At 46.8% G+C, this 22041-nt stretch carries 21 protein-coding genes; 16 read left to right on the forward strand and 5 right to left on the reverse strand.

What is annotated here, in order from left to right; genetic code table 11:
• Window positions 1-2 precede the first annotated feature (2 nt).
• Window positions 3-701, reverse strand: coding sequence for a DUF421 domain-containing protein (locus tag AC1HCU_RS13515; RefSeq protein WP_286861084.1), 699 nt, complete (start codon window positions 699-701; stop codon window positions 3-5).
• Window positions 702-883: 182 nt separating this feature from the next.
• On the opposite strand from AC1HCU_RS13515, the gene AC1HCU_RS13520 reads away from it, so the two are divergent.
• Together AC1HCU_RS13520 and AC1HCU_RS13525 are read left to right on the forward strand one after the other, a co-directional pair.
• On the forward strand, window positions 884-1099 hold the full coding sequence (locus AC1HCU_RS13520) for a DUF6496 domain-containing protein (RefSeq protein WP_286861082.1): 216 nt from the start codon (window positions 884-886) through the stop codon (window positions 1097-1099).
• A 65-nt stretch (window positions 1100-1164) separates the two neighbouring features.
• The gene (locus AC1HCU_RS13525) at window positions 1165-1344 is read left to right on the forward strand and encodes a hypothetical protein (protein WP_480366737.1); all 180 of its coding nucleotides are present in this window, start codon (window positions 1165-1167) and stop codon (window positions 1342-1344) included.
• Between the two features lie 2 nt (window positions 1345-1346).
• On the opposite strand, the gene AC1HCU_RS13530 is transcribed toward AC1HCU_RS13525, so the two are convergent.
• Together AC1HCU_RS13530 and AC1HCU_RS13535 are read right to left on the reverse strand one after the other, a co-directional pair.
• On the reverse strand, window positions 1347-1688 hold the full coding sequence (locus AC1HCU_RS13530; protein ID WP_480366739.1) for a four-helix bundle copper-binding protein: 342 nt from the start codon (window positions 1686-1688) through the stop codon (window positions 1347-1349).
• A gap of 68 nt (window positions 1689-1756) precedes the next feature.
• Window positions 1757-1954 (reverse strand): CsbD family protein, encoded by a 198-nt coding sequence (locus AC1HCU_RS13535; protein ID WP_480366741.1) that lies wholly within the window; start codon window positions 1952-1954, stop codon window positions 1757-1759.
• Window positions 1955-2626: 672 nt separating this feature from the next.
• Here AC1HCU_RS13535 and AC1HCU_RS13540 point away from each other — a divergent pair.
• Window positions 2627-3100, forward strand: coding sequence for a CYTH domain-containing protein (locus tag AC1HCU_RS13540; protein ID WP_480366743.1), 474 nt, complete (start codon window positions 2627-2629; stop codon window positions 3098-3100).
• A 23-nt stretch (window positions 3101-3123) separates the two neighbouring features.
• Here the strand turns inward: AC1HCU_RS13540 and AC1HCU_RS13545 are convergent, their stop codons facing one another.
• Window positions 3124-4143, reverse strand: coding sequence for a branched-chain amino acid aminotransferase (locus tag AC1HCU_RS13545; protein ID WP_480366745.1), 1020 nt, complete (start codon window positions 4141-4143; stop codon window positions 3124-3126).
• Window positions 4144-4252: 109 nt separating this feature from the next.
• Between AC1HCU_RS13545 and dnaG the strand changes: the two genes are divergently transcribed.
• Together dnaG and AC1HCU_RS13555 are read left to right on the forward strand one after the other, a co-directional pair.
• Complete coding sequence (gene dnaG, locus AC1HCU_RS13550; RefSeq protein WP_480366746.1) at window positions 4253-6289, forward strand: DNA primase; 2037 nt, start codon at window positions 4253-4255, stop codon at window positions 6287-6289.
• Between the two features lie 10 nt (window positions 6290-6299).
• Window positions 6300-7205 (forward strand): ABC transporter ATP-binding protein, encoded by a 906-nt coding sequence (locus AC1HCU_RS13555; RefSeq protein ID WP_480366748.1) that lies wholly within the window; start codon window positions 6300-6302, stop codon window positions 7203-7205.
• Between the two features lie 52 nt (window positions 7206-7257).
• On the opposite strand, the gene AC1HCU_RS13560 is transcribed toward AC1HCU_RS13555, so the two are convergent.
• Window positions 7258-8133 carry a helix-turn-helix domain-containing protein gene (locus tag AC1HCU_RS13560; RefSeq protein ID WP_480366750.1) on the reverse strand — a complete coding sequence of 292 codons (876 nt, stop codon included), beginning with the start codon at window positions 8131-8133 and terminating at the stop codon, window positions 7258-7260.
• A gap of 170 nt (window positions 8134-8303) precedes the next feature.
• Here AC1HCU_RS13560 and AC1HCU_RS13565 point away from each other — a divergent pair, with 170 nt between their 5' ends.
• The 11 genes from AC1HCU_RS13565 to AC1HCU_RS13615 all read left to right on the forward strand — a co-directional run bounded on the left by AC1HCU_RS13565 (window position 8304) and on the right by AC1HCU_RS13615 (window position 21975).
• Entirely contained in the window at window positions 8304-9362 is a 1059-nt protein-coding gene (locus tag AC1HCU_RS13565) for an efflux RND transporter periplasmic adaptor subunit (protein ID WP_480366752.1), read from the forward strand.
• Entirely contained in the window at window positions 9362-12484 is a 3123-nt protein-coding gene (locus AC1HCU_RS13570; RefSeq protein ID WP_480371217.1) for an efflux RND transporter permease subunit, read from the forward strand. The genes AC1HCU_RS13565 and AC1HCU_RS13570 overlap by 1 nt, the downstream gene beginning before the upstream one ends.
• Window positions 12481-13881: a TolC family protein gene (locus tag AC1HCU_RS13575; protein WP_480366754.1), complete on the forward strand. Its 1401-nt coding sequence runs from the start codon at window positions 12481-12483 to the stop codon at window positions 13879-13881. Before AC1HCU_RS13570 ends, AC1HCU_RS13575 begins: the two co-directional genes overlap by 4 nt.
• Window positions 13882-13950: 69 nt before the next feature.
• The gene (locus AC1HCU_RS13580; protein ID WP_480366756.1) at window positions 13951-15258 is read left to right on the forward strand and encodes an ABC transporter permease; all 1308 of its coding nucleotides are present in this window, start codon (window positions 13951-13953) and stop codon (window positions 15256-15258) included.
• A 160-nt stretch (window positions 15259-15418) separates the two neighbouring features.
• On the forward strand, window positions 15419-16276 hold the full coding sequence (dapF, locus tag AC1HCU_RS13585) for a diaminopimelate epimerase (RefSeq protein WP_480366758.1): 858 nt from the start codon (window positions 15419-15421) through the stop codon (window positions 16274-16276).
• 275 nt (window positions 16277-16551) lie between these two features.
• Window positions 16552-17760 carry an LL-diaminopimelate aminotransferase gene (locus tag AC1HCU_RS13590; protein WP_480366760.1) on the forward strand — a complete coding sequence of 403 codons (1209 nt, stop codon included), beginning with the start codon at window positions 16552-16554 and terminating at the stop codon, window positions 17758-17760.
• Between the two features lie 181 nt (window positions 17761-17941).
• Window positions 17942-18865, forward strand: coding sequence for an iron chelate uptake ABC transporter family permease subunit (locus tag AC1HCU_RS13595; protein ID WP_321717396.1), 924 nt, complete (start codon window positions 17942-17944; stop codon window positions 18863-18865).
• Window positions 18850-19809, forward strand: a complete 960-nt coding sequence (locus tag AC1HCU_RS13600) for an iron chelate uptake ABC transporter family permease subunit (RefSeq protein ID WP_480366762.1) — start codon at window positions 18850-18852, stop codon at window positions 19807-19809. Before AC1HCU_RS13595 ends, AC1HCU_RS13600 begins: the two co-directional genes overlap by 16 nt.
• On the forward strand, window positions 19806-20561 hold the full coding sequence (locus tag AC1HCU_RS13605) for an iron ABC transporter ATP-binding protein (protein WP_480366764.1): 756 nt from the start codon (window positions 19806-19808) through the stop codon (window positions 20559-20561). The genes AC1HCU_RS13600 and AC1HCU_RS13605 overlap by 4 nt, the downstream gene beginning before the upstream one ends.
• A 114-nt stretch (window positions 20562-20675) precedes the next feature.
• A complete protein-coding gene (locus AC1HCU_RS13610; RefSeq protein ID WP_480366765.1) occupies window positions 20676-21629 on the forward strand; it encodes a siderophore ABC transporter substrate-binding protein in 954 nt (317 codons plus the stop codon).
• A 52-nt stretch (window positions 21630-21681) separates the two neighbouring features.
• Window positions 21682-21975, forward strand: a complete 294-nt coding sequence (locus tag AC1HCU_RS13615) for a hypothetical protein (protein WP_480366767.1) — start codon at window positions 21682-21684, stop codon at window positions 21973-21975.
• Window positions 21976-22041 lie beyond the last annotated feature (66 nt).

Genomic DNA, 22041 nt, shown 5'->3' on the forward strand with positions numbered 1-22041 from the left:
TATCAAAAATATTCACTTTGCGATGCCGATTCAGAGATGGCCTTCACCCATTCATCGTTTTGTAGACAGTGGCTGCACCGGGTTTTCTCACCGGCATTCACCTTTTGTGTATTACCACATGTGGTGCAGGCATACACATCGGTTTGGGCTACATAGTCTGTTTTTTTAGACAGATAGTCGGGCCATACCGATAAGCCCGGTCTGATCTCTTCTTTGGGGTAAAACAACAGGCTTATGTTACCGCTTGTTTCCAGTACTCCTGCTTTTACTTCTCCCAGTTGAAAGACCCCGCTGACACGCAGGGCAGAAAAAAACTCATCCATGGCTAACTCCTTGTGGGTGAGCGATTCTTTGGATGCTCTGCCGTCCCGGATAACATAAAATGGTTTCCCTTCCAGCAGGGCTTCTATTTTTTTATGGTGCTCGATGAACTTTGTGAGTAACCAATATAACAGAAATATTACGACGAAAACCACCAGGGCATTCAGAACGCCAACTTCTCTGTAAAGCATGGGATCGCCAGCAGCTGATCCAAGGGCAATGATTATGAGTAGTTCAAATATCGATAATTGTTTTACTGCTCTTTTTCCGGTGATGCGCAATCCCAGAAAAACAAACAGAAACATGATAAGGGAACGGATTGCAATTTCCGCCAGAAAAAAATAATTCTCATCTCCAAATAAAATCTCCTGCCAATTCATAGGAATCTGTTAAACGGGTGTTGTTGGCTTTAGAACAAATGGGCATATAAATTAGTTTGATTTCCATCTGTCTATATCATTTATTTCTTTAAAAAACAACAAAACGAAACGATGAGGCAAAACTTTTTTATATCGACGAGAGTTTTATGATAAGACTATGGTTGAATTAAATTGATTGTATTATGGCAAAGTATTCGAAAAAAGCACAGGACAAGATCGGTGAAGTAATGAAAGAGTTTAAGGAAGGAGAACTCAAGACTTCCGCAGGAAAAAAAGTTAAGGATCGGGATCAGGCAATTGCCATTGGTATTTCGGAAGCAAAACAAGCGGGTTATAAAGTGCCGAAACAGAAAAAGAAAATCACTCAAGCAGAAAATAAAAAAAGTAGGAAAAGCTGAATGTTTTTTCTACTTTTTATATCTTTACAATCACAATTTCAATTCTATTAAGAAAGGAGATTCTGATGGGAAATAACAAAACATGCGGTTCGGCGGGTGATGCAGTATACGGATTGGGATTCGTGGGCGCCGCCATTTACTTTGTATCAACAGCTACAGGCTTTTGGGTGGGCGTGCTCGGTATCCTCAAAGCCATCGTCTGGCCTGCCTACCTGGTCTACCTGGCTTTTCAGCAATTGCTCTGATTTCATGCAGCTGCCATCTCCCGGCATTCGTCGGCGCATTTTTGGCATGCTTCGGCACATTCCTGACAATGTCTGAATGAATGCTTCTCACACTCTAGGGCACATTCATCGCAAATTTCCGCGCACAGCCGGCATATTTCTGCTGCCCTTGAACTTCCCAGACTCATCAGTTCTGCTGCAGCATAACATATGGCTGCACACTCCATATCTTTTCTGATGCATTTGGCCATCATGTTTACATCTTCTTCCATGGTACAGGCAGAAGCGCAGAAGTTACAGGAACTGGCACAAAGCAGGCATGCTTCAATGCAGGATGTATAATCGATGTATGGTGTTATGTTCATATAACAAGCGTTTAAATGAAGAGTAGTTGCTTCGTGGCAACTACTCAGGTGGATAATCTTTTTTCAAACTAAATCGTATCAAGTTGTCTGTCGAACCATTTTCGTATTTCATCGCGGGTTCTGCCAGTTCTTGCCTGGATCCTGCCCAGTAACTCGTCCTCCTGCCCTTCTTCGTATAAAAGATCATCATCTGTCAAGTCGGCCCATTCTTGCTTTGCGCGTCCTTTCAACTTATTCCAATTGCCTTTGATTCTTAAATAATCCATAATTGATAATTTTTTGTAGAGTTTTCTTCGTTGAAAGCTCCATTTTTTTAACAAGACCGCTTTCTCAAATGTTCCCGGTTCTCATTACATATAATTTTATTTGTGATAGGTTAACGTACATTATAGGCGTAAGGTGCTGTTATCATGCAGTATTCGTAAACCATATTTGTTGAGCCACTGTTTTAAAAGATGGATGTTGTCATAAGAGGGAATGCTTTATAAAGTGATTCAAGATAAGAAAATCGGATAGAGTTGAGTAACGGCCTTACAATAAATGATTTTACCATAAAGAATGCATTTTCCCGCTCGACAAGGAAAGGTGATCTTTTCCCGTTTATTTTGGGAATAGGAACCGATCTTGTACATCTATTCGGTAGTTTGGAGAAGATGTAATTATCCTGCCCTTCAGAATTCTGGGGAAAAATTCCTCAATGTAGAAGAATATTTGGCAAAATATTTTATTAATTCAATAGGGCATATTATTTTTGTTACAGATTCATTGAATAAAGAATAGAATTACGCGCATTGATTTTTATTTAATCCAACCAAAATCTTAACTATGTTTTTATTTATTTCGTAGAGATTACGGGGACTTAAAAACATAGTTATTTTTTTTCCACGGCATCCAACACTTAATTTTTTAAATTGTTACAATATCGCAAATAAAGTAATATGGGATACGAGATTGAGCGTAAATTTCTTGTAAAGGGAGACTATAAACCAGATGCCTATAAATGTATGATTATCAGACAGGGCTATCTCTCACTGTCGGGGACTAGCGTAGTCCGTATCCGGATTAAGGGAGAGAAGGCATTTGTGACTGTCAAGAGCGCTCTGCCAGAGGGTAAAATAAAACGACACGAGTGGGAGTATGAAATCCCCGTGGAAGATGCGGAAGAGATGCTAAAACTGTGTGAAGACGGTCTGATAGAGAAAAAACGCTATCTGGTGAAGGCGGGTAAACATACCTTTGAGGTGGATGAATTTTTTGGTAAAAATCAAGGTCTTCTCCTTGCCGAAGTGGAGTTGGAGAACGAAGATGAACCTTACGAGAGACCTCAATGGCTGGGGCCTGAAGTAACTGGCAATGTGCGATATTACAATTCATTCCTCTCCATCCACCCCTATATGGAGTGGGGAGAGTAATTGTTTTATTGGCACCTGTTTTTTTATGATACAATGGTTACCCAACCATATAAATCGGGTTCATCGCCATACTGAATAGCCCGGAGTTTATGATAAAGTTTCTCACATATAGGACCTGCTTTTCCATCCTTTGATATTTCATAACTTCTTTTCTCACTCAGATCGTCTATACGCAAGATAGGACTAATCACCGCAGCTGTTCCGCATGCACCCGCTTCTTCAAAGGTGGCGAGTTCTTCCTCTGCCACTACACGACGTTCAACTTTCAATCCCATGTCTTCGGCCAGCTGCATCAGACTCTTGTTAGTGATGGAGGGCAAAATGGAGGTCGACCTGGGTGTGATATATGTATTGTTTTTAATTCCGAAGAAGTTGGCCGGCCCACATTCGTCGATATATTTTTTCTCTTTCGCATCGAGATACAATACTGCGGAATAACCCATGTCATGGGCTATCTCACCTGCCTTAAGGCTGGCTGCGTAGTTTCCGCCCACTTTGTAGGTGCCTGTACCCAGTGGCGCGGCCCGGTCGTATTCCCGCATGATAACCATTGGAGTGGGTTTGAATCCTTCCTTGAAATAGGGCCCAACCGGTGTTACAAAAATCAGAAAAGTATATTCCTTTGCCGGTTTTACACCCACCTGTGCACTGGTACCAATAAGCAACGGCCGGATGTAAAGTGATGCACCACTCTCATAGGGAGGTACAAAACGTTCATTGTTTTTCACTGCGAGCAACACCATCTCCTCAAAAAGGTCGACCGGCAACTCGGCCATCATAATACCGTGGCAGGAAGACTGCAGGCGCAGTGCATTCTCCCGCATCCGAAAAATACGTATTTTCCCGTCTTTCCCCCGGAAAGCTTTTAGCCCTTCAAAGACTTCCTGTCCGTAATGCAGGCAGGTAGCAGCCATGTGAAGGTTCAGATACTCCGACGTTTCCAGTGCGGGAGCACTCCATTTTCCATCGGTGAAATAACTGCGTACGTTGTAGTCGGTTTTCATATAGCCAAACGAAATGTTCGACCAATCGATTGCATCCATCTTTAAATAATTTAATATCGTTTGGATTCGGTTAATCCCATGCAAATGTAGGATTTTATTTTATAAAAACCTGTTTTCACAACATAAATCATTAATTTCGTACTTCCAAATGATTGATCATATAACGATATCACGTATTCAGGACGCCGCGCAAATTGTTGATATAGTGTCCGATTTTGTCACGCTTCGTCGTAGGGGTGTGAACTGGGTAGGATTGTGCCCGTTTCATGACGACCGGACTCCTTCTTTTTATGTGTCACCTGCGAAAAACATATGCAAATGTTTTGCCTGCGGGGAAGGGGGATCGCCCATTCACTTTGTAATGAAGCACGAGCAGCTCTCCTATTACGAGGCTCTGAAATATGTAGCCCGAAAATACGGAATAGAAGTCATTGAAAAGGAATATTCTGATGAGGAGAAGCAGGCACAGAGCGACCGGGAGAGCATGTTTATCCTGAACGAGTATGCCCGCGATTATTTTGTGAACACACTCCACGTCCATCCGGAAGGAAAGGCCGTAGGCCTCACCTATTTTAGAGAAAGAGGATTCCGTGATGATATCGTTAAAAAGTTTCAACTGGGATATAGTCTGGAACAACGCGATGCCTTCAGCGTGGAGGCGCAGAAGGCAGGATACAGGAGAGATTTTCTGCTTAAAACGGGACTCGCTGCAGGAGGAGAACATAACCAGCCACTGGTCGATCGCTTCCGGGGCAGGGTAATCTTTCCGGTACATACCCTGTCGGGGAAGATAGTTGCTTTTGGAGGACGTATCCTCAGGAAAGCGGAGAATGTGGGAAAATACGTCAATTCTCCCGAAAGTGAAGTCTACTCGAAAAGCAATGAGCTATACGGTATATTTTTTGCCAGGAGTGCCATTGTAAAACAGGATAAATGTTTTTTGGTGGAGGGATATACCGATGTGATCTCGATGCACCAGGCTGGGATAGAGAATGTGGTTTCCTCGTCAGGTACGGCGCTCACGCATGGTCAGATACGGATGATCCACCGCTTCTCGGAGAATATCACCGTGCTCTACGATGGGGATGCAGCCGGTATCAGGGCAGCATTGCGGGGTATCGATCTACTGCTGGAGGATGGTATGAACGTGAAAGTGGTACTGCTTCCGCAGGGAGAGGACCCCGATTCATTTGCCAAGAAGCAGAATGCAGAGAGCTTTCATCGATATATTTCTGAAAATGAGGTGGATTTTATTCGCTTCAAGACACAGCTTCTGCTGGAGGAAGTGGGTGACGATAACATCAAACGTGCAGGGATGATTACCAATGTGGTAGAGAGTATCGCACTTATCCCAAATAGTATCACCCGCTCTGTCTTTATCCAGGACTGCTCGCAGTTGCTTGACATTCAGGAAAGGGTGCTGATTGCCGAGATCAACAAAATTAGAAAACGGAATTACGAGAGAAAAAAAGAGCAGGACAACAGAAATGCTGCACGTAATGATAGACAGGAAGACGAACAGGTAACCGCTTCTGCGGGAAGTATTGGAAAAAGCCGTCGAAACGTCTCCACAAATTCCTTTGATAAATATGAGCTGGAGATTCTGCGTTACGTGGTTCGCTATGGTAATGCACCTCTTTACCGGAAGTTTGAAAAGCAGAAACGGAAAGAGGGGAAGAAAGTGATAGAGGAAGATGTATTGGTGGAGGAGGGGCCCGGCGTGACGGAGTTTGTGCAGTACGACCTGGAGCGCGATAAAATTGGTTTTTCAAATGATCTTTATAGGCAGATGTTTGAGGAGGCTGTCGCACACATGAAGGATCCGAACTTTGAATCGGGACGCTACTTCCTGGCACATCCCGATCCTGAAGTGAATAAACTGGCTTCGGAACTGATGAGCGACCGGTATCAGCTGAGCAAGATACATGCAAAAATATTGGGTGAGGAGATGGGCGACAAACGCTCACGCCTACTTGAAAGAAATATGTTGAGTACCTACGTCCCACGAGCTACAACCGAGTTGAAAAATTTCTATGTGCTACAAAAGATCGAAGAACTCAAAAAAGAGATGAAGTCGGGTAACAGGGATGATTACGTGACGCTTATCACACAATTGAAGCAGTTACAGGAAATAAAGAAAATACTTGCCAAAGAGCTTGGTGAACGGATTGTATTGAAATATTAACCGAAGATATATGTATTTAGAAACCAATGAAGTGGTTAAGCAATATGCCAACCACCTGGCCCTCAACAAAGTGAGCATTCGAGTTCCCAGGGGAACAGTTTTCGGTCTGCTGGGCCCCAATGGGGCAGGTAAAACTACCCTTATCCGGATTATCACTCGCATCACGGCTCCCGACAGCGGGAGCGTAACAATCGACGGTCGGCCCTCACGTGGCGAAGATGTATATAACATCGGGTATATGCCGGAAGAACGCGGGCTTTATAAAAAAATGAAGGTAGGCGAACAGGCAATGTACCTTGCACAACTGCGTGGTCTCCCGAAGAGGGATGCACATCGTGAACTGATGATCTGGTTCAGGCGGTTCAATATCATGGACTGGTACAACCGGAAGGTAGAGGAGCTTTCAAAGGGAATGCAGCAGAAGGTGCAGTTTATCTCCACCGTGATTCACAACCCTGACCTGCTTATTTTCGACGAACCCTTCAGCGGTTTCGATCCGGTTAATACCGATATAGTAAAAAATGAGATGCTGCGTCTTAAAGATGAGGGGAAAACCATCATTCTTTCCACCCATAACATGGAATCGGTGGAGGAGCTGTGCGACAACATTGCCCTCATTCACAAGTCGCAGGTTGTCTTGCAGGGAAATGTGTTTGATATTCGCAAAAAACATCGTCCCAATATTTTCAGATTTCGTCTTCTGGGCCACGATTTCGATTTTGAACACCCCGATATCGAGCTGCTCTCCAAAGAACCTTATCACGAGTTTATCGATCTGCGACTGAGGAAGCTAAGCGGACTCGGTAATAATGATCTGGCCAGGCTGATTTTTGACCGTTATGAGGTGGTTAGCTACGACGAGGAGCTCCCCACCATGAACGATGTCTTCATTAAAACAGTGACCGGAGGTGCTTGACATAGTGATGATATTGCTTTGACTATCGCGGTCAGGACTTTCCTGCCCCTCTTTATTTCCGATTTCGGAAGGCGGTGGGGGTCATGCCGGTATAATGCTTGAAATAACGGGTGAAAAAGGATTGGCTGGAGAAGTTTAACTCATTGGATATCTCTTGGATCGACTTGTCGCTGTTCCCCAGCAGGAACTTGATAAGGAGGATAGTTCGCTCAGTGATCCACTCCATGGGGAATTTGTCTGATCTCTTTTTAATTACTGTGGAAAAATATTTGGGTGTGAGGCAGGCCTCCGTAGCATAAAACTCTACGGTGCGCTGCTCTTTTACATTCTTTGCCAACGAAATGGTGAAGTTACGAAACACCTGTTCCTGACGTGATAGACGTGGTTTCCCGGCAGGGTGGTTTTCTGAAAATAGGGTGACGATCTTGAGAGAAAGCAATGTCATCAACGTGTTCTGAATTTCCTTTGATAAGGGTCCCGTGGCTTCTTTATAGAGCCGCTCCACGAAAAAATAGATATCTCTGGCATTCAGTAGTTGCCGCTCACTTAGTTGAATGCAAGGCATCTCCCTGATCTTCTCCACATAATTCTCTACCGGCTGCGACATGGCAAGCTTCTCCAGAAAACCCATGCCGGTGGCTATCAGCGTGATCTGTGCATGCTCCGAAATATCTGTTACCTGGATCACAGAGTAGGGAAGCAGAATCACGAAACTTCCTCTCCGGAAATGGATCACCTGCATGTCTACCACGATCTTTCCCTCTCCTGCGAGACAGACGAAGACTACCACCCCTGCATCCAAAATGAATGGGATTTCCTCCTTTAGTGAGTGAAAATCGGTAGAGGTGCTGTCGAGCATTAAATAGCCGTAATCGTTTAATTCTTCAGGTTTGATATCTCTCTTCAGGAGCTTAATATCTGTTTTCATTTTTATGCCGAACTTGTTAATAGCGATAAATATACTATTTATTCATCGTTTTTTAATACATAATATGGTTAAAATAAGAGATATTGGACAATTATAAGGTATTTTAGGCAAAAGTGGATAGTTGGTTTCGTCCTACCTTTGTATCCCGGAATAAATAACTGAAAAAGAAAATGAAAAAAAGTATGATCATAGTAACCTGCCTGCTTTTTCTCGTGGGATGTCGCGAGAACCGGCAGACAAATAATGCGGTGAGAAGTATCAAGGCCGACACGGTAAAAGTGTATGGTCTTGCCGGTAGCAACAATTTCCCCGGTAAGGTAGTGGCACCCTCCGATATCAACCTGGCCTTCAGGGTGAGTGGCCCCATCGGAAAAGTGTATACCCCGATGGGAGCCCACGTGAAAAAAGGGGATCTGCTCGCTCAGATTGACCCGCGCGATTATGAGCTGCAGCTGGCAGCTACCGAGGCGGAATATAACCGGATCAAGGCGGAAGTAGATCGGATTACTGAACTACATGAAAAAGGATCGGTCACTCCCAACGACTACGACAAAGCACGCTATGGCTACCAGCAGATTGCCGTGAAGCTGAATGCCCATCGCAACGCACTGAAAGATACCAGACTGTTGGCCCCGGTGGATGGTTATATCCAGAAAAGGCTTTTTGAGCCGGGTGAAACCGTGGGCGCCGGCACACCGGTGATCGCGATGATCGCGACTGGTTCGGGTGAGGTAGAGATCAATATTCCTTCGGCCGATTATATCCGCCGTGATCAATTTTCCGACTATTATTGCAGGACAGAAATCTTTCCAGGGAGTACCTTTCCGCTTGAGTTGATCGGGATTACCCCCAAGGCAAATGCTAACCAGCTATATACCATGCGTTTTCGCATGAGGGGAAGAGCTGATGAATTACCCGGACCGGGGATGTCGGTAATGGTAACCATCCAGTTCCGAAACAAAGAAACCCGTACATTTTCCATTCCCCTTTCCGCAGTATTCCAGTCAGAGAGTCGTTCCACTGTATGGATTTATGATTCTGCTACCGGAACAGTGACTCCGCGGCCTATCACTTTGTCAGAGATACTGACCGATGGAAGGGTGGTGGTTTCCAGCGGCTTGGAGGCTGGTGAGCTGGTGGTGACAGCTGGCGTCCATTCGTTGAAGGAGGGTCAAAAAGTGAAGTTGATACCGGAGGTGACCGCTACCAATGTGGGAGGCATGTTATGATTGATTATGGCACGTGGGGGTTGCAAAACCGGAAACTGGTTGTTTTTTTGGTTGCCTGTTTACTGATTGGCGGCATCCTGGCAATCCGGGGAATGAGTAAGCTGGAAGACCCTGAAATTGTAGTGAAGCAGGCGTTGGTGGTAACTACCTACCCGGGTGCCTCGGCGCATCAGGTGGAACTGGAGGTGACCGACTTGCTGGAAAAGTCGATCCGCACAATGAAGAATATAGAGTTTGTGGAGAGCCGCTCCTTGAACGACCTCTCGATGATCACCGTCGGCCTTTCCACACTGGTACCAAATGATGAGGTGGATGATAGCTGGACAATCCTGCGCCGCAAAGTGAACGATGTGCAGAGGGAGCTTCCCGAAGGAGCTTCAGCTCCGGTCGTGAAGGATGACTTCGGTGATGTGATGGGCATGTTCTACGCGATGACTTCCGACGGATATACAGATCGTGAGATGGGCGACTACGCCGAACTGATCAAGCGGGAGCTGCTCGCGGTGGAAGGTGTGTCGCGGGTGGACATCTACGGGCAGGGGAAAGAGTGCATTTACATTGAAATGTATGAAGACAAGCTGGCTAATCTGGGTATATCGCCTGCCGAGGTGCTCTCCACACTCAGCGGACAGAACAAGACCCTCTACTCGGGCTATTACAACGCCGGGGATATGTCGCTCCGGGTGAGCGTGAATGATCGCTACAAGAACGCCGAAGATATTGGTGAACTGCTACTGCAGGGATACCAGGGTGATCAGTTCCGGCTAAAGGACATAGCGAAGGTGTGGACTGGCTACGAAAAACCGGTACGCAGCGAGATGAAATATGACAACCGTAAGGCGGTGGGCATCGCGATATCGGCACGCTACGACACCGATATCACTCAGGTGGGTGACCGGGTGGAGAAGCGGCTCGGAGAACTCACCAGAAACCGGTTACCTGTGGGAATGGAATTACAAAAGGTCTTCTTTCAACCTGACAGGGTGGACGACGCACTCAAAACCTTTATGATCAACTTGGTTGAGTCGGTGGTGATTGTAGTACTGCTGCTTATTTTCTTCATGGGTTTTCGAAGTGGTATGATCATCGGTTTTAATCTGGTGGTCATCGTGTTGGGCTCATTGCTGATTCTTAACCTGACAGGGGGTACCCTGCAGCGGGTGTCACTGGGAGCTTTTATCCTTGCGATGGGAATGCTAGTGGATAATGCCATCGTAATTCTGGATGGAATACTGATCGATATGCAGCGAGGAATGTCAAGGAAGGAGGCGCTGACTTCCATAGGTAAAAAAACTGCCATGCCATTGCTGGGAGCGACGCTGATAGCCATTTTAGCCTTCTTTCCCATCTATCTTTCTCCTGATACTGCAGGTCAATATGTCCGTGACCTCTTTATCGTACTGGCTGTATCTCTTCTATTGAGCTGGATCCTGGCACTGGTCTACGTACCGTTACAGGCCGAACGGATGTTGAAGACAAAAAAAGAGAAGATGGGCGAGGATCCCTACGACAATAAATTTTACCGTGCATTGCGTGCAGTACTCACCTGGACGCTCCGGCACCGATCGTTTACGATTGGTGCCGCAGGACTACTTATGCTAATCGCACTGGGTTGTTACCGTTTCCTGCCGCAAGGTTTTTTTCCCGATATGAATTACGACCAGCTCTATATTGAATACAAGCTGCCGGAGGGTTACTCGAGTGAACGTGTCTCCCGGGATCTGGAGTCGATCACCGACTACCTTCTCGCGCGTGAGGAGATCACCCATGTCACAACCTCCATGGGGGGTACCCCCACACGGTATAACCTGGTGAGGAGCATGGCCGATCCCTCGCTCTCATACGGAGAACTGATCGTGGACTATACCTCTCCCAAAGAGCTGGTGGCCACCATGGATGAGATACAGCAACATCTTACCGCCAGCTACCCCGATGCTTTTGTCCGTTTGAAAAGATACAACCTGATGTACAAAAAGCATCCTATCGAGGTGCAGTTTAATGGACCTGATCCGGCTATACTGCGCGAGCTGACGGCGCAGGCACTACAGATCATGGAGGAGAGCCCTGCTATTCACCTGACGCAGACAAACTGGGAGCCGCAGACGCCTGTATTGATGGTAGACTACAACCAACCCGTTGCCCGTGATGTAGGACTTAGCAGGCAGGATGTGGCGCTGTCGTTACTGAGTGCCACCGGAGGTATTCCTGCCAGCCTGTTTTATGAGAGCAACCAACAGCAGACCATTTACCTCAAGAGCGTGGATAGTGAGGGAAGCCCGATTGAGTCACTCGATAATGCCCAAATATTTAGTATGCTGCCCGCGCTTGGATTCCTGAACAGAGATCTGCTGCAGGGGTTACTTGCCGGAGCATACTCCGAGGAGGATATCCTGAAGGAGGCGCTGCGTACCATACCGCTGAGCCAGGTGACGGAGGGCATTCGCCTCATCTGGGAAGATCCGCTGGTAATACGATATGACGGGCAGCGTGCCATGCGGGCACAGGGAAGCCCGGTGAAAGGCATCAGCACCGAAGATGCCCGGCAGACTATCGTTGCACAAATAGAAGCAATTGAACTACCCGAAGGATACTCGATGCACTGGGAAGGCGAGAGAAAGGCCAGTGAGCAATCCGGTTCCTATCTTTTCAAATATTTTCCATTGGCTATCATACTGATGATTGCCATCCTGATTATGCTGTTCAAGGACTACCGTAAACCACTGATCATTGTCTGCTGCATACCCCTTCTGCTGATCGGCGTAATCTTCGGAATGCTCGCTTCCGGCAAGACTTTTGGTTTCGTGGCCATCGTGGGGGTATTGGGACTGGTAGGGATGATCATCAAGAACGGCATTGTTCTGATGGATGAGATAGAGCTGCAACTACGTAACAGCGTGAATCCCCTGGAAGCCCTTCTTGCCAGCTCATCGGGTCGTTTCCGTCCGGTGATGATGGCGTCGTTGACCACTATCCTCGGCATGATCCCGTTGTTGGGTGACGATCTCTTCGGACCGCTCGCGGTGACTATTATGGGGGGGCTCCTGGTAGGAACGCTCATCACGCTGATTGTCATTCCCTTGCTTTATTCGCTCTTTTTTAAAATTAAAATCCCAAGACAATGACTAGAGTTCTGCATATTGTGACAGCCTGCTGCCTGATGATGGCTGTACTACCCGTAGCATCCCTGTCGGCACAACAGCTCCTCACCCCGGAACTGAGCCGGAAGCTGGCTCTTGAAAACAACAAGCAGATGGCTTTCGCTGCTGGAAACAGCGAGAAGGCTGCCTACGAGGTGAAAACCCACAGGGTAAACTTTTTGCCCAGGATTACCGCTACAGGAAACTATCTGCTCACCACCGCCTCGTTAGAGAAAACTATTCCTTCCTTTTATCTTCCCACCTACGTGCCCGATGCGGGGGGGCAGCTAATACCCAACATTCTGACTACGGTGGATGGGGTACCCCTCTTCAGGGAGTATGCTTTCTTTCCCGGAATGGAGTTGAGCCTGAAACCAAACAACACCTATGTTGCCGGGTTGAGGCTGGAGCAACCAATTTATATGGGTGGCAAAATCACTGCTGCCTACCGTATGGCGCGCATTGGAGAGGAGATGGCGCAGTTACATGAGGTGAAAACCCGGGCGGAAGTGATTCTGCAGGCTGATGAGGCTTACTGGACTTACGTGGAGACGCTCGAACTGGAGAAGACAGCTTGTGCTTACAGTGAACTGGTGGCTCATTTGCAGCGTGATGTGGAGAATGGATTTAATGCCGGGATGATACCACGCAACGACCTTCTGAAGGTGCAGGTGAAGATGAATGAGTCGGAGCTTCAGCTTCTGAAGGCGCAACATGGGGTACGGCTTGCCCGGATGAATCTCTGCCACGTGATTGGTCTTCCGCTGAACAGCGAGGTGGTCGTGGAAAGTGCTCCGGAGAGTCCTGCAATGGGCGAGGTACCGCTACCAGATCTCGACGCAAGACCCGAATATGTGTTGCTTTCAAAGCAGATCGCACTGAAGGGGATGCAGGCTGATCTGGTGAAGAGTGACTTTCTACCCAGGGTAGGGATAGCCGGCAATTTGAGCTATGTGAACGGACTGGAGCTGAACGGAAGCAAGTTACTCGACAACACTACTTTCTCGGCAGTGATCTCGGTCAGTATACCGTTATTTCACTGGGGTGAGGGGCGCAACAAAGTGCATGGTGCCGAATCTGAGAAGAGAATGGCTGAACTCCAGCGGGACGAACTGGTGGAGAAGATGAATCTTGAAATAGAGCAGGCGCTGCAAGCGTACAACGAGTCGGAAGCACGGGTAATGCTCACCTCCCGTTCTCTTGGACAGGCTGAGGAGAACTTACGCGAAAGTAGGGATCGGTATGAAACCGGCCTTGAGACCCTATCGGGACTCCTTGAGGCGCAAACCATGTGGCAGCAGGCACACGCTGAACAGGTACGTGCCCGGAGTGCGTCCCGTATATCAGAGACGCGCTATCTCAAAGCAGCCGGGAGATTGTAAACTAGTTTAAAAAAATAACTTATCTCTAAAAGTATAATTGTATCTTTACCAGCCATATTTTTTTATACAATGAATACATTGGGATTAGTTATACAACGTGAATACATCACAAGGGTCAGGAAAAAATCGTTTATCATCCTCACCCTCCTCATGCCATTGCTGATGGTGGCACTGTCGGTTATTCCATTTTGGCTCTCTACCCTGAACGAGGGAGGAACCAGGCATATTGCGGTCATAGATGACACCGGTGTGTATGCACCGCTGTTACAATCTACTGAAAATTATGATTTTCAGATTATAGGAGTCTCTGACCAACGGGCTCAGGAGTCTCGTCTGGGAAAAGATCTCTTCGCTATCCTTCAGATAACCGGGGACCTGCATAAAAATCCGAAAGCTGTCTCGCTCATATCGGAAAAGCAGGCGCCACAGGATTTGCAATCCCTTATCAAGCGTACGCTGAATGAAAAGGTTACCCAGCAAAGACTCGATGAACTCTCCGCGGCCGGAGAGGTGGATGCCGGAGCAATCAGACGGGTTCGCTCAATTGTCGAAGATGGTTCTACAATATCTCTGAAAACCCTGCGACTGAGCGGGGATGGAGACGTATCGGAATCATCCACAGAGCTTTCTACCGTCATTGGAATGATCTTTACCATACTCATTTACATGTTTATTCTGTTGTATGGTAATATGGTGATGCAGGCTGTGCTGGAAGAGAAGAAGAGCCGTATCGTGGAGGTAATGGTTTCTTCCGTGAAACCAGTGAAACTGCTGATCGGAAAAGTGGTGGGAATAGGTCTGGTGGGCATAACCCAACTGGTGATTTGGGGTATTTTGCTGGGGGTATTATTCACGGGGATGTCATTATTCATTTCTTCTCCCGAAAAGGCAACAGCCATTTCGGCCGATATGGGAGATTTTAATATGGAAGGATTGACGAACGCCATCATGAGTGTCAACTGGTTTGAGATTGCGCTTTATTTTATTACCTTCTTCATAGGCGGGTATGTGTTGTATGCCTCCATCTTTGCGATGTTCGCTTCGGCCGTGGACAGCGAGGAGGACACCAGCCAGTTTATGACGCCGGTGACGCTGTTGATCATGTTTGCTTTCTTTGCAGGTTTTTATAGCGTAAGCAATCCCGACGGTCCTCTTGCCTTCTGGACCTCACTCATCCCCTTTACCTCTCCCATTGTCATGATGGTACGCATTCCGTTCGGGATACCCTTGTGGGAGAAACTACTGTCGTTGGCATTACTGTATGGGACATTCATATTGATTTCGATCTTCTCTGCAAAGGTTTACCGTGTGGGAATACTTATGTATGGCAAAAAACCCACCCTTAAGGAAATGATGAAATGGGTGAAATATAAATAAACATTTTGCTTCATAAATAAGAAAAAACAAACAAAAAGAATTATTTTTGTAGAAAAATAAGCAATTGTCCATATAGACGCTGCTTTTTGATATGATCTTGAACACTTGCCTGATTCTATGGAATCACGCGGGTGTTTTTTTAACTCCTAAAACGTGCAATATGAAGTTCGAAAAAATGCAGGCCGCCGGTAACGATTATATTTATGTCAACCTGTTTGAAGAACGGGTGGATAATCCCGAAGAGCTATCACGCAGGCTGAGCGACCGCCATTTTGGGGTGGGGAGTGATGGGCTTGTGCTCATCGGTCCTTCCGGGGTTGGCGATTTCTCCATGCAGATGTACAATGCCGATGGTAGCGAGGGGATGATGTGCGGAAATGCGGCAAGGTGTGTAGGTAAATATTTGTATGAGAGAGGATTGACTGGCCGGAGGGAGATTGACCTGCATACACAATCGGGTATCAAGCATCTCTCGTTGTCGGTAAACCCCTATACCGATAAGGTGGAACGCATACGGGTAAATATGGGTGGTGCTATCTTGTCAGCCGCTGCTGCCTCTGCTTCAGATATGACTGCCTATTTTCAGGCCATACTACCGGAAATGGTCGATTATCCCGTACAGATTGAAGAACAAAAGTATCATATCACCTTTGTCTCGATGGGTAATCCCCATGCAGTAATTTTTATGAATGATATTGATAGGCTGGAGATTGAAAAGATCGGACCAAAAATAGAGCATCTCAACCTGTTTCCGGAGCGTACCAATGTGGAATTTGTCGAAGTAATCGATTCTACCCATTTGATGATGCGGGTATGGGAGAGGGGAAGTGGAGAAACACTTGCCTGTGGCAGCGGTGCCTGTGCGGCACTGGTTGCCGGGGTAATCACACACCGATGTGAGCCGGAAGCTACCCTGCAGGCTAAAGGAGGTATACTTGATGTGGCGTGGGAAAGAGAACATAATCAGGTTTTCCTTACGGGGGATGCGCATTTTGTTTTTAAAGGAGAAGTTAATTGATTAGCAGATTAATTGATTAGCAGATTAGTTGATTAGCAGATTAGTTGATTAGCAGATTAGTTGATTAGCAGATTAGTTGATTAGCAGATTAGTTGATTAGCAGATTAGTTGATTAGCAGATTAGTTGATTAGCAGATTAGTTGATTAGCAGATTAATCGATTAGAAAATTCACAGATTGGAAGATCATCACATCATCACATCATCACATCATCACATCATCACATCATCACATCATCACATCATCACATCATCACATCATCAAATCAATAAATATATGTTCCGAATCAACGAAAACTATCTTCAACTCAACCAGAATTACCTCTTCAGCACTATCTCCAGAAAAATAGATACCTTTAGTTCTTCACATCCCGGAGTGGACCTGATCCGCCTGGGGATCGGTGATGTAACGCTGCCGTTGTCGCCTGCCGTCATTGGTGCCCTGCATGCTGCTGTGGATGAGATGGCACAGAAAGAGAGTTTTCACGGTTACGGGCCGGAACAGGGCTATGGTTTCCTGCGGGAGAAGATAGCCGAAATAGATTTCAGGCAACGGGGTGTCGCTATTTCAGCAGATGAGATTTTTATCGGTGACGGATCAAAGAGCGACTCCGGTAATATTGGCGATATTCTAGGTGACGACAATGCGGTGGCCATCACAAACCCGGTCTATCCTGTTTATCTCGACAGCAACATCATGCGGCTAGGCAGATCTTCCCACATCCTGTTGCTCCCATGTAGTGAGGATAATGGCTTTTTACCCGAGCTTCCGGCTGAACGGGTGGATGTGATCTACCTTTGCTATCCCAACAACCCTACCGGGACGGTAATGACCAGACCGGAACTTAAAAAATGGGTGGATTGGGCATTGGAAAATGAAAGTTTGATCCTCTTTGATGCGGCATATGAAGCCTATATCCAGGATGACAACTTGCCCAAAAGTATTTACGAGATAGAAAACGCACAACACTGTGCCATCGAATTCCGCTCATTCTCGAAGAATGCAGGTTTCACCGGACTACGATGCAGTTATACCGTCGTGCCCAAATCGTTAATGGTGCGTGCAAGCAACGGAGAAATGATCTCGTTGCATGGGTTGTGGAACAGACGACAATCCACAAAGTTCAACGGTACCGCCTACATTGTGCAACGCGCTGCCGAGGCGGTCTATTCCCCACGGGGACAGCAGGAGATAAGGGAGATGGTGGCGTACTATATGCAGAATGCGACCATCATCCGCGAGGGGTTAACCAGCAGGGGATGGACTGTTTTTGGCGGTGAGAATGCACCTTATATCTGGCTTCAGTGTCCTTCCGGGCTCGATTCCTGGAGTTTTTTCGATCTCCTGCTCGATAGATGCCATATCGTGGGTACGCCCGGTGTGGGATTTGGCACCAACGGAGAAGGATACTTCCGGCTCACCGCCTTTAACAGCCGAGAAAGAACTGTAGAGGCCGTCGAAAGAATTAAACGATGGAATTGCTGATCCATTGCGCGAATACCCATTAATGGCCAGTTTATAAATAAAAAAAAATATTTTATACCCAGATATTGGTATTGAATGCTGTTGTTCTCTCCCTTATCTTTGTTACTGATAAAATAGATACAAAAAGTGAAGACCGGTAAGCACATTGCCGGCCTTCTGTTTTTATAACGAAGGAGGTTGTTTGAGGGCGCTTATTCTTACAATTATTTTACTTGCACTTTTACTTGCACTGGCTTTTGTCTCCCTTTTCGTGGGAGTGGGAGATCTATCTGTTTCCCTCATTGCCTTGAGCCGGTTACCCCGTACGGCCGCGCTGATTCTGGCAGGGGTGGGGATGAGCATCTCCGGCATAATCATGCAGCAGATGACACAGAACAAGTTTGTGTCGCCCACGACTGCCGGTACACTCGAAGCGGCGAAGATGGGGTTGCTGGTCTTTCTGATCTTTACACCTGAAGCCGGCATGACGCTCAAAATGTTGTCGGCATTCCTCTTTACCTTCCTGTCCAGCATGGTTTTTCTGGCGATCGTGCGGAGGATACGGCACCGCAATGTAATATTTGTTCCTCTTGTGGGGCTTATGTTCGGAGGAATTATCGGGTCCATATCTACCTTTTTCGCGGTGCAGCTGAATATTGTGCAGGATACCAACGCCTGGATGATGGGAGACTTTTCCGGGATCCTGCAGGGACGCTACGAACTGATTTATCTCACGTTGCCGGCTATCCTGATTACCTACCTCTATGCAAACAAGTTCACCCTGGTTGGTATGGGAGAAGATTTTTCCCGGAACCTGGGGTTGAACTACAGCGCCATCATGAATATCGGCCTGTTTTGTGTCTCGCTCACGGTGAGTTCCGTGGTGATTACCGCCGGCGCCATTCCCTTTTTGGGACTGATAGTCCCCAACGTGGTGAGCATCATCTTCGGAGATAATTTAAAGAAGACATTGCCCCTGGTGGCCTTGTCGGGTGCGATCTTTCTTTTGGTATGCGATATCATAGGCAGGATGGTGATCTATCCGTATGAGGTGCCGATCGGAGTGACCGTCAGCATCATCGGATCCGTTATGTTCCTTTTTATGTTGTTATGGAAAAAAAGATAAACATCAGAAGGAGCCTCTGGATCGCCTTGTTGCTGATGATGGCCAGCGGCATGCTTTTCCTCTTTTACAATCTGGGAGGCAGCTGGGAGTTTGCACTCCGGCTCAGGGGACTCAAGGTGGTGGCAATCCTTGTTGTGGCTGGGTGTGTAGCTTTCTCTTCGGTCGCTTTTCAGACGCTCACCAACAACCGGATTCTGACCCCCTCCATCATGGGTTTCGAGTCGCTCTACCTGCTGATACAGACGGTGATCGTCTACATGTACAGCGACCATACCTACCGCGTGTTGAGCAGCATCGACAACTTTCTGGTCTCTGTCGCCGGAATGATTGGATTTTCTTTTCTGCTTTATCTCCTGATTTACAAAAAGGGAAAAGATAATCTCCATCTGCTTTTACTGGTAGGGATTATATTGGGTACGCTCTTCTCCAGTCTCAGTTCCTTTATGCAGTTACTGATTGATCCGAACGACTTTTTCATTGTGCAGGGAAAGATGTTTGCCACCTTCAACAAGATAAACAGCAAGCTGCTCTGGCCCTCCCTGGGTGTGATGACAGCCACGCTAATCATCGGATTCAGGATGACCAGATATCTGGATGTACTTGCACTGGGAAGGGATCAGGCCATCAACCTGGGACTGAACTATAACCGGGTGGTAAAGATGTTTCTGGTGATGATCGCGGTGCTGGTTTCCGTGTCTACCGCGCTGATAGGACCCATCACCTTTTTGGGGCTGCTGGTTACAAACCTCACCTATGAGTTGTTTGGGACACATAAACACCACCTGTTGATTACAGGTTGTATCATGGTGTCGGCCACCGCATTGCTGATCGGACAGTTTCTTATGGAGCGGGTATTCAATCTTTCCATCCCGCTGAGCGCCATCATCAACATTGTGGGTGGGTTCTATTTTATCTACTTACTTTTAAGGGTTAAAAAATTATGATCGAAGTTCAGGAAATTACCAAGCAATATGGGGAAAAGGTCGTGCTCGAAAAGGTGGGACTTCAGTTTCACAAGGGGAAGGTTACCTCACTGATCGGCAGCAACGGCGCCGGCAAGAGCACCCTGCTTTCCGTCATCAGCCGTCTACTCTCGCAGGACGAGGGAGTAGTGATGGTGGATGAGAAGAATGTCACAGAGTATAAGAACCGGATGCTGGCACAGCGGCTCTCCATCTTAAAACAGTCGAACCACGTCAGGTTGAAACTGACGGTGCGCGAGCTGGTCTCCTTCGGCAGGTTTCCCTATTCACAGGATAAGCTGACCAGGGAGGACGTGAAGAAGGTGGACAGGGCGATCGATTTCCTTAATCTGAGATCGATAGAGCATGCCTATATCGATGAGCTGAGCGGGGGACAGAAGCAGCGTGCCTATATGGCGATGGTGGTCGCCCAGGATACGGAGTACGTATTACTGGATGAACCCCTGAACAACCTCGATATGAAGCATTCGGTGCAGACCATGAAAATGATGCGTCAGCTGGCCGATGAACTGGGTAAGACCATCATCGTCGTGCTGCATGATATCAATTTCGCTTCTCACTATTCCGACTATATTGTCGCCCTGAAAGATGGCAAGGTTGTCTATCATGATACCACCGATAATATTATCCGTGAAGATGTACTCAGAGATGTATTTGGTGTTCGTGTGAAAATATGCATGTTCGATAATAAAAGGATTTGTAATTATTTCTGAAAGTAGCGGTCAGCGATCAGCTCTTTTACGTGTGGTTGGTGTCAGATTTGCGATTTTAGATTAAGATTAAGTATTCAGTAATAAAATTTCAATTCAATAAAAGACAAATACAGTATGAACAAGAATAGTTTGGTTTTGTGGCTTGCGATGCTCCCTGGTATTATGATGCTCCTCAGCGCATGCGGAGGCAATCAACAAAAAAGTGGTACCGGAGAGGGCAGGGGTGATGAAACGGTCACGATCACCCATACACTGGGTAGCGTGGAGGTGATAAAGAACCCTCGTAGGGTGGTGGTACTCGATTTTTCTGCCCTGGAAAATCTTGATTATCTGGGGATAAAACCGGTGGCAGTGCCGAAAACCAGTATGCCGTCCCATTTGCGTAAGTACAAGGACGACGCTTCCATTGTGGATGTGGGAAGCGTGGTGGAGGTGAACCTGGAGAAGATAAACGAGGCACAGCCCGATTTGATCATCATGGGTAACAGGCTGGCAGATTTTTACGATCAACTTGCTGCCATTGCGCCGGTGATATATCCCACGGTTGTGGATGCGGGCGATTTTATGAATGCCTTTGAAAAGAATCTTGATGATCTGGCGCTGCTCTTCGATAAACAGGTGGAAGCAGAAAAGGCAAAAGCCGACATCCGCTTGAAAGTGGAGGAGGTAAAGAAGCGGACAGCCATCTCCGATGAGAAGGCATTGATCCTGTTACACAACCGGGGTCGCTTTAGTGCCTATGGCAGCGGATCTCGTTTTGGCGTCGTGCATGATGTGCTGGGCGTGAAAGAAGCAGTCGTGGGTCTGGATACGCATCGCCATGGCAATCCGGTTTCGAGTGAGTTCATACAGAAAACCAACCCCGATATCATCTTTATCGTAGATCGAAGCCGGGTGGTAGACAACGAGATTACCAATAAAGAAGAGATCGAAAACAGCCTGATTAAGCAGACCAACGCATCGAAAAACAGGAAGATCTACTATCTCAACCCGGAAATGTGGTATCTGGCCGGAGGGGGCATCACCTCCGTCAGCGTAATGATTGATGAGGTAGCACAAGCATTTTAATTTATTACTTTTCAACAGATTCAGTTATTCACCGGCGTACTCAGCAGCTGTTATGTCCGGATGGCATGAGAGTTCAACCCGGTACAATGGAACCCCGACGACATCGGAAACAAAAACTACTGTTGCTTCTCCCATTAAGAAGGGTCTAAATCAGCTTGTAATAAAATATTACAGCGGTTTCGACACCGCCTTCTCCTATGGTGTCAACCCCTTGTTTGTATGGTGGATATATTCACAGAGTCAGGCTTACGCAACAGTTGAAAAAGAGGAGATCATGCTGTTTCGATACGTGTGGGTGATGCTTCCTCCCACGTTTCACCCATGCGACCGCATAACCTGCAGATAACGATACACTAACCTGTTTACACTTGTTAGTTTTCACAATTTTATTTTTTGTATCTCTTTTTGTATC

The sequence above is a fragment of the Proteiniphilum sp. LBM24028 genome (genome assembly GCF_056629195.1).

Bases quoted from the DNA above. Each gene is read 5' to 3' on its own strand.
- AC1HCU_RS13515 (WP_286861084.1), bottom strand. From the start codon at position 701: ATGAATTGGCAGGAGATTTTATTTGGAGATGAGAATTATTTTTTTCTG.
- AC1HCU_RS13520 (WP_286861082.1), top strand. From the start codon at position 884: ATGGCAAAGTATTCGAAAAAAGCACAGGACAAGATCGGTGAAGTAATG.
- AC1HCU_RS13525 (WP_480366737.1), top strand. From the start codon at position 1,165: ATGGGAAATAACAAAACATGCGGTTCGGCGGGTGATGCAGTATACGGA.
- AC1HCU_RS13530 (WP_480366739.1), bottom strand. From the start codon at position 1,688: ATGAACATAACACCATACATCGATTATACATCCTGCATTGAAGCATGC.
- AC1HCU_RS13535 (WP_480366741.1), bottom strand. From the start codon at position 1,954: ATGGATTATTTAAGAATCAAAGGCAATTGGAATAAGTTGAAAGGACGC.
- AC1HCU_RS13540 (WP_480366743.1), top strand. From the start codon at position 2,627: ATGGGATACGAGATTGAGCGTAAATTTCTTGTAAAGGGAGACTATAAA.
- AC1HCU_RS13545 (WP_480366745.1), bottom strand. From the start codon at position 4,143: ATGGATGCAATCGATTGGTCGAACATTTCGTTTGGCTATATGAAAACC.
- dnaG (WP_480366746.1), top strand. From the start codon at position 4,253: ATGATTGATCATATAACGATATCACGTATTCAGGACGCCGCGCAAATT.
- AC1HCU_RS13555 (WP_480366748.1), top strand. From the start codon at position 6,300: ATGTATTTAGAAACCAATGAAGTGGTTAAGCAATATGCCAACCACCTG.
- AC1HCU_RS13560 (WP_480366750.1), bottom strand. From the start codon at position 8,133: ATGAAAACAGATATTAAGCTCCTGAAGAGAGATATCAAACCTGAAGAA.
- AC1HCU_RS13565 (WP_480366752.1), top strand. From the start codon at position 8,304: ATGAAAAAAAGTATGATCATAGTAACCTGCCTGCTTTTTCTCGTGGGA.
- AC1HCU_RS13575 (WP_480366754.1), top strand. From the start codon at position 12,481: ATGACTAGAGTTCTGCATATTGTGACAGCCTGCTGCCTGATGATGGCT.
- AC1HCU_RS13580 (WP_480366756.1), top strand. From the start codon at position 13,951: ATGAATACATTGGGATTAGTTATACAACGTGAATACATCACAAGGGTC.
- dapF (WP_480366758.1), top strand. From the start codon at position 15,419: ATGAAGTTCGAAAAAATGCAGGCCGCCGGTAACGATTATATTTATGTC.
- AC1HCU_RS13590 (WP_480366760.1), top strand. From the start codon at position 16,552: ATGTTCCGAATCAACGAAAACTATCTTCAACTCAACCAGAATTACCTC.
- AC1HCU_RS13600 (WP_480366762.1), top strand. From the start codon at position 18,850: ATGGAAAAAAAGATAAACATCAGAAGGAGCCTCTGGATCGCCTTGTTG.
- AC1HCU_RS13605 (WP_480366764.1), top strand. From the start codon at position 19,806: ATGATCGAAGTTCAGGAAATTACCAAGCAATATGGGGAAAAGGTCGTG.
- AC1HCU_RS13610 (WP_480366765.1), top strand. From the start codon at position 20,676: ATGAACAAGAATAGTTTGGTTTTGTGGCTTGCGATGCTCCCTGGTATT.
- AC1HCU_RS13615 (WP_480366767.1), top strand. From the start codon at position 21,682: ATGTCCGGATGGCATGAGAGTTCAACCCGGTACAATGGAACCCCGACG.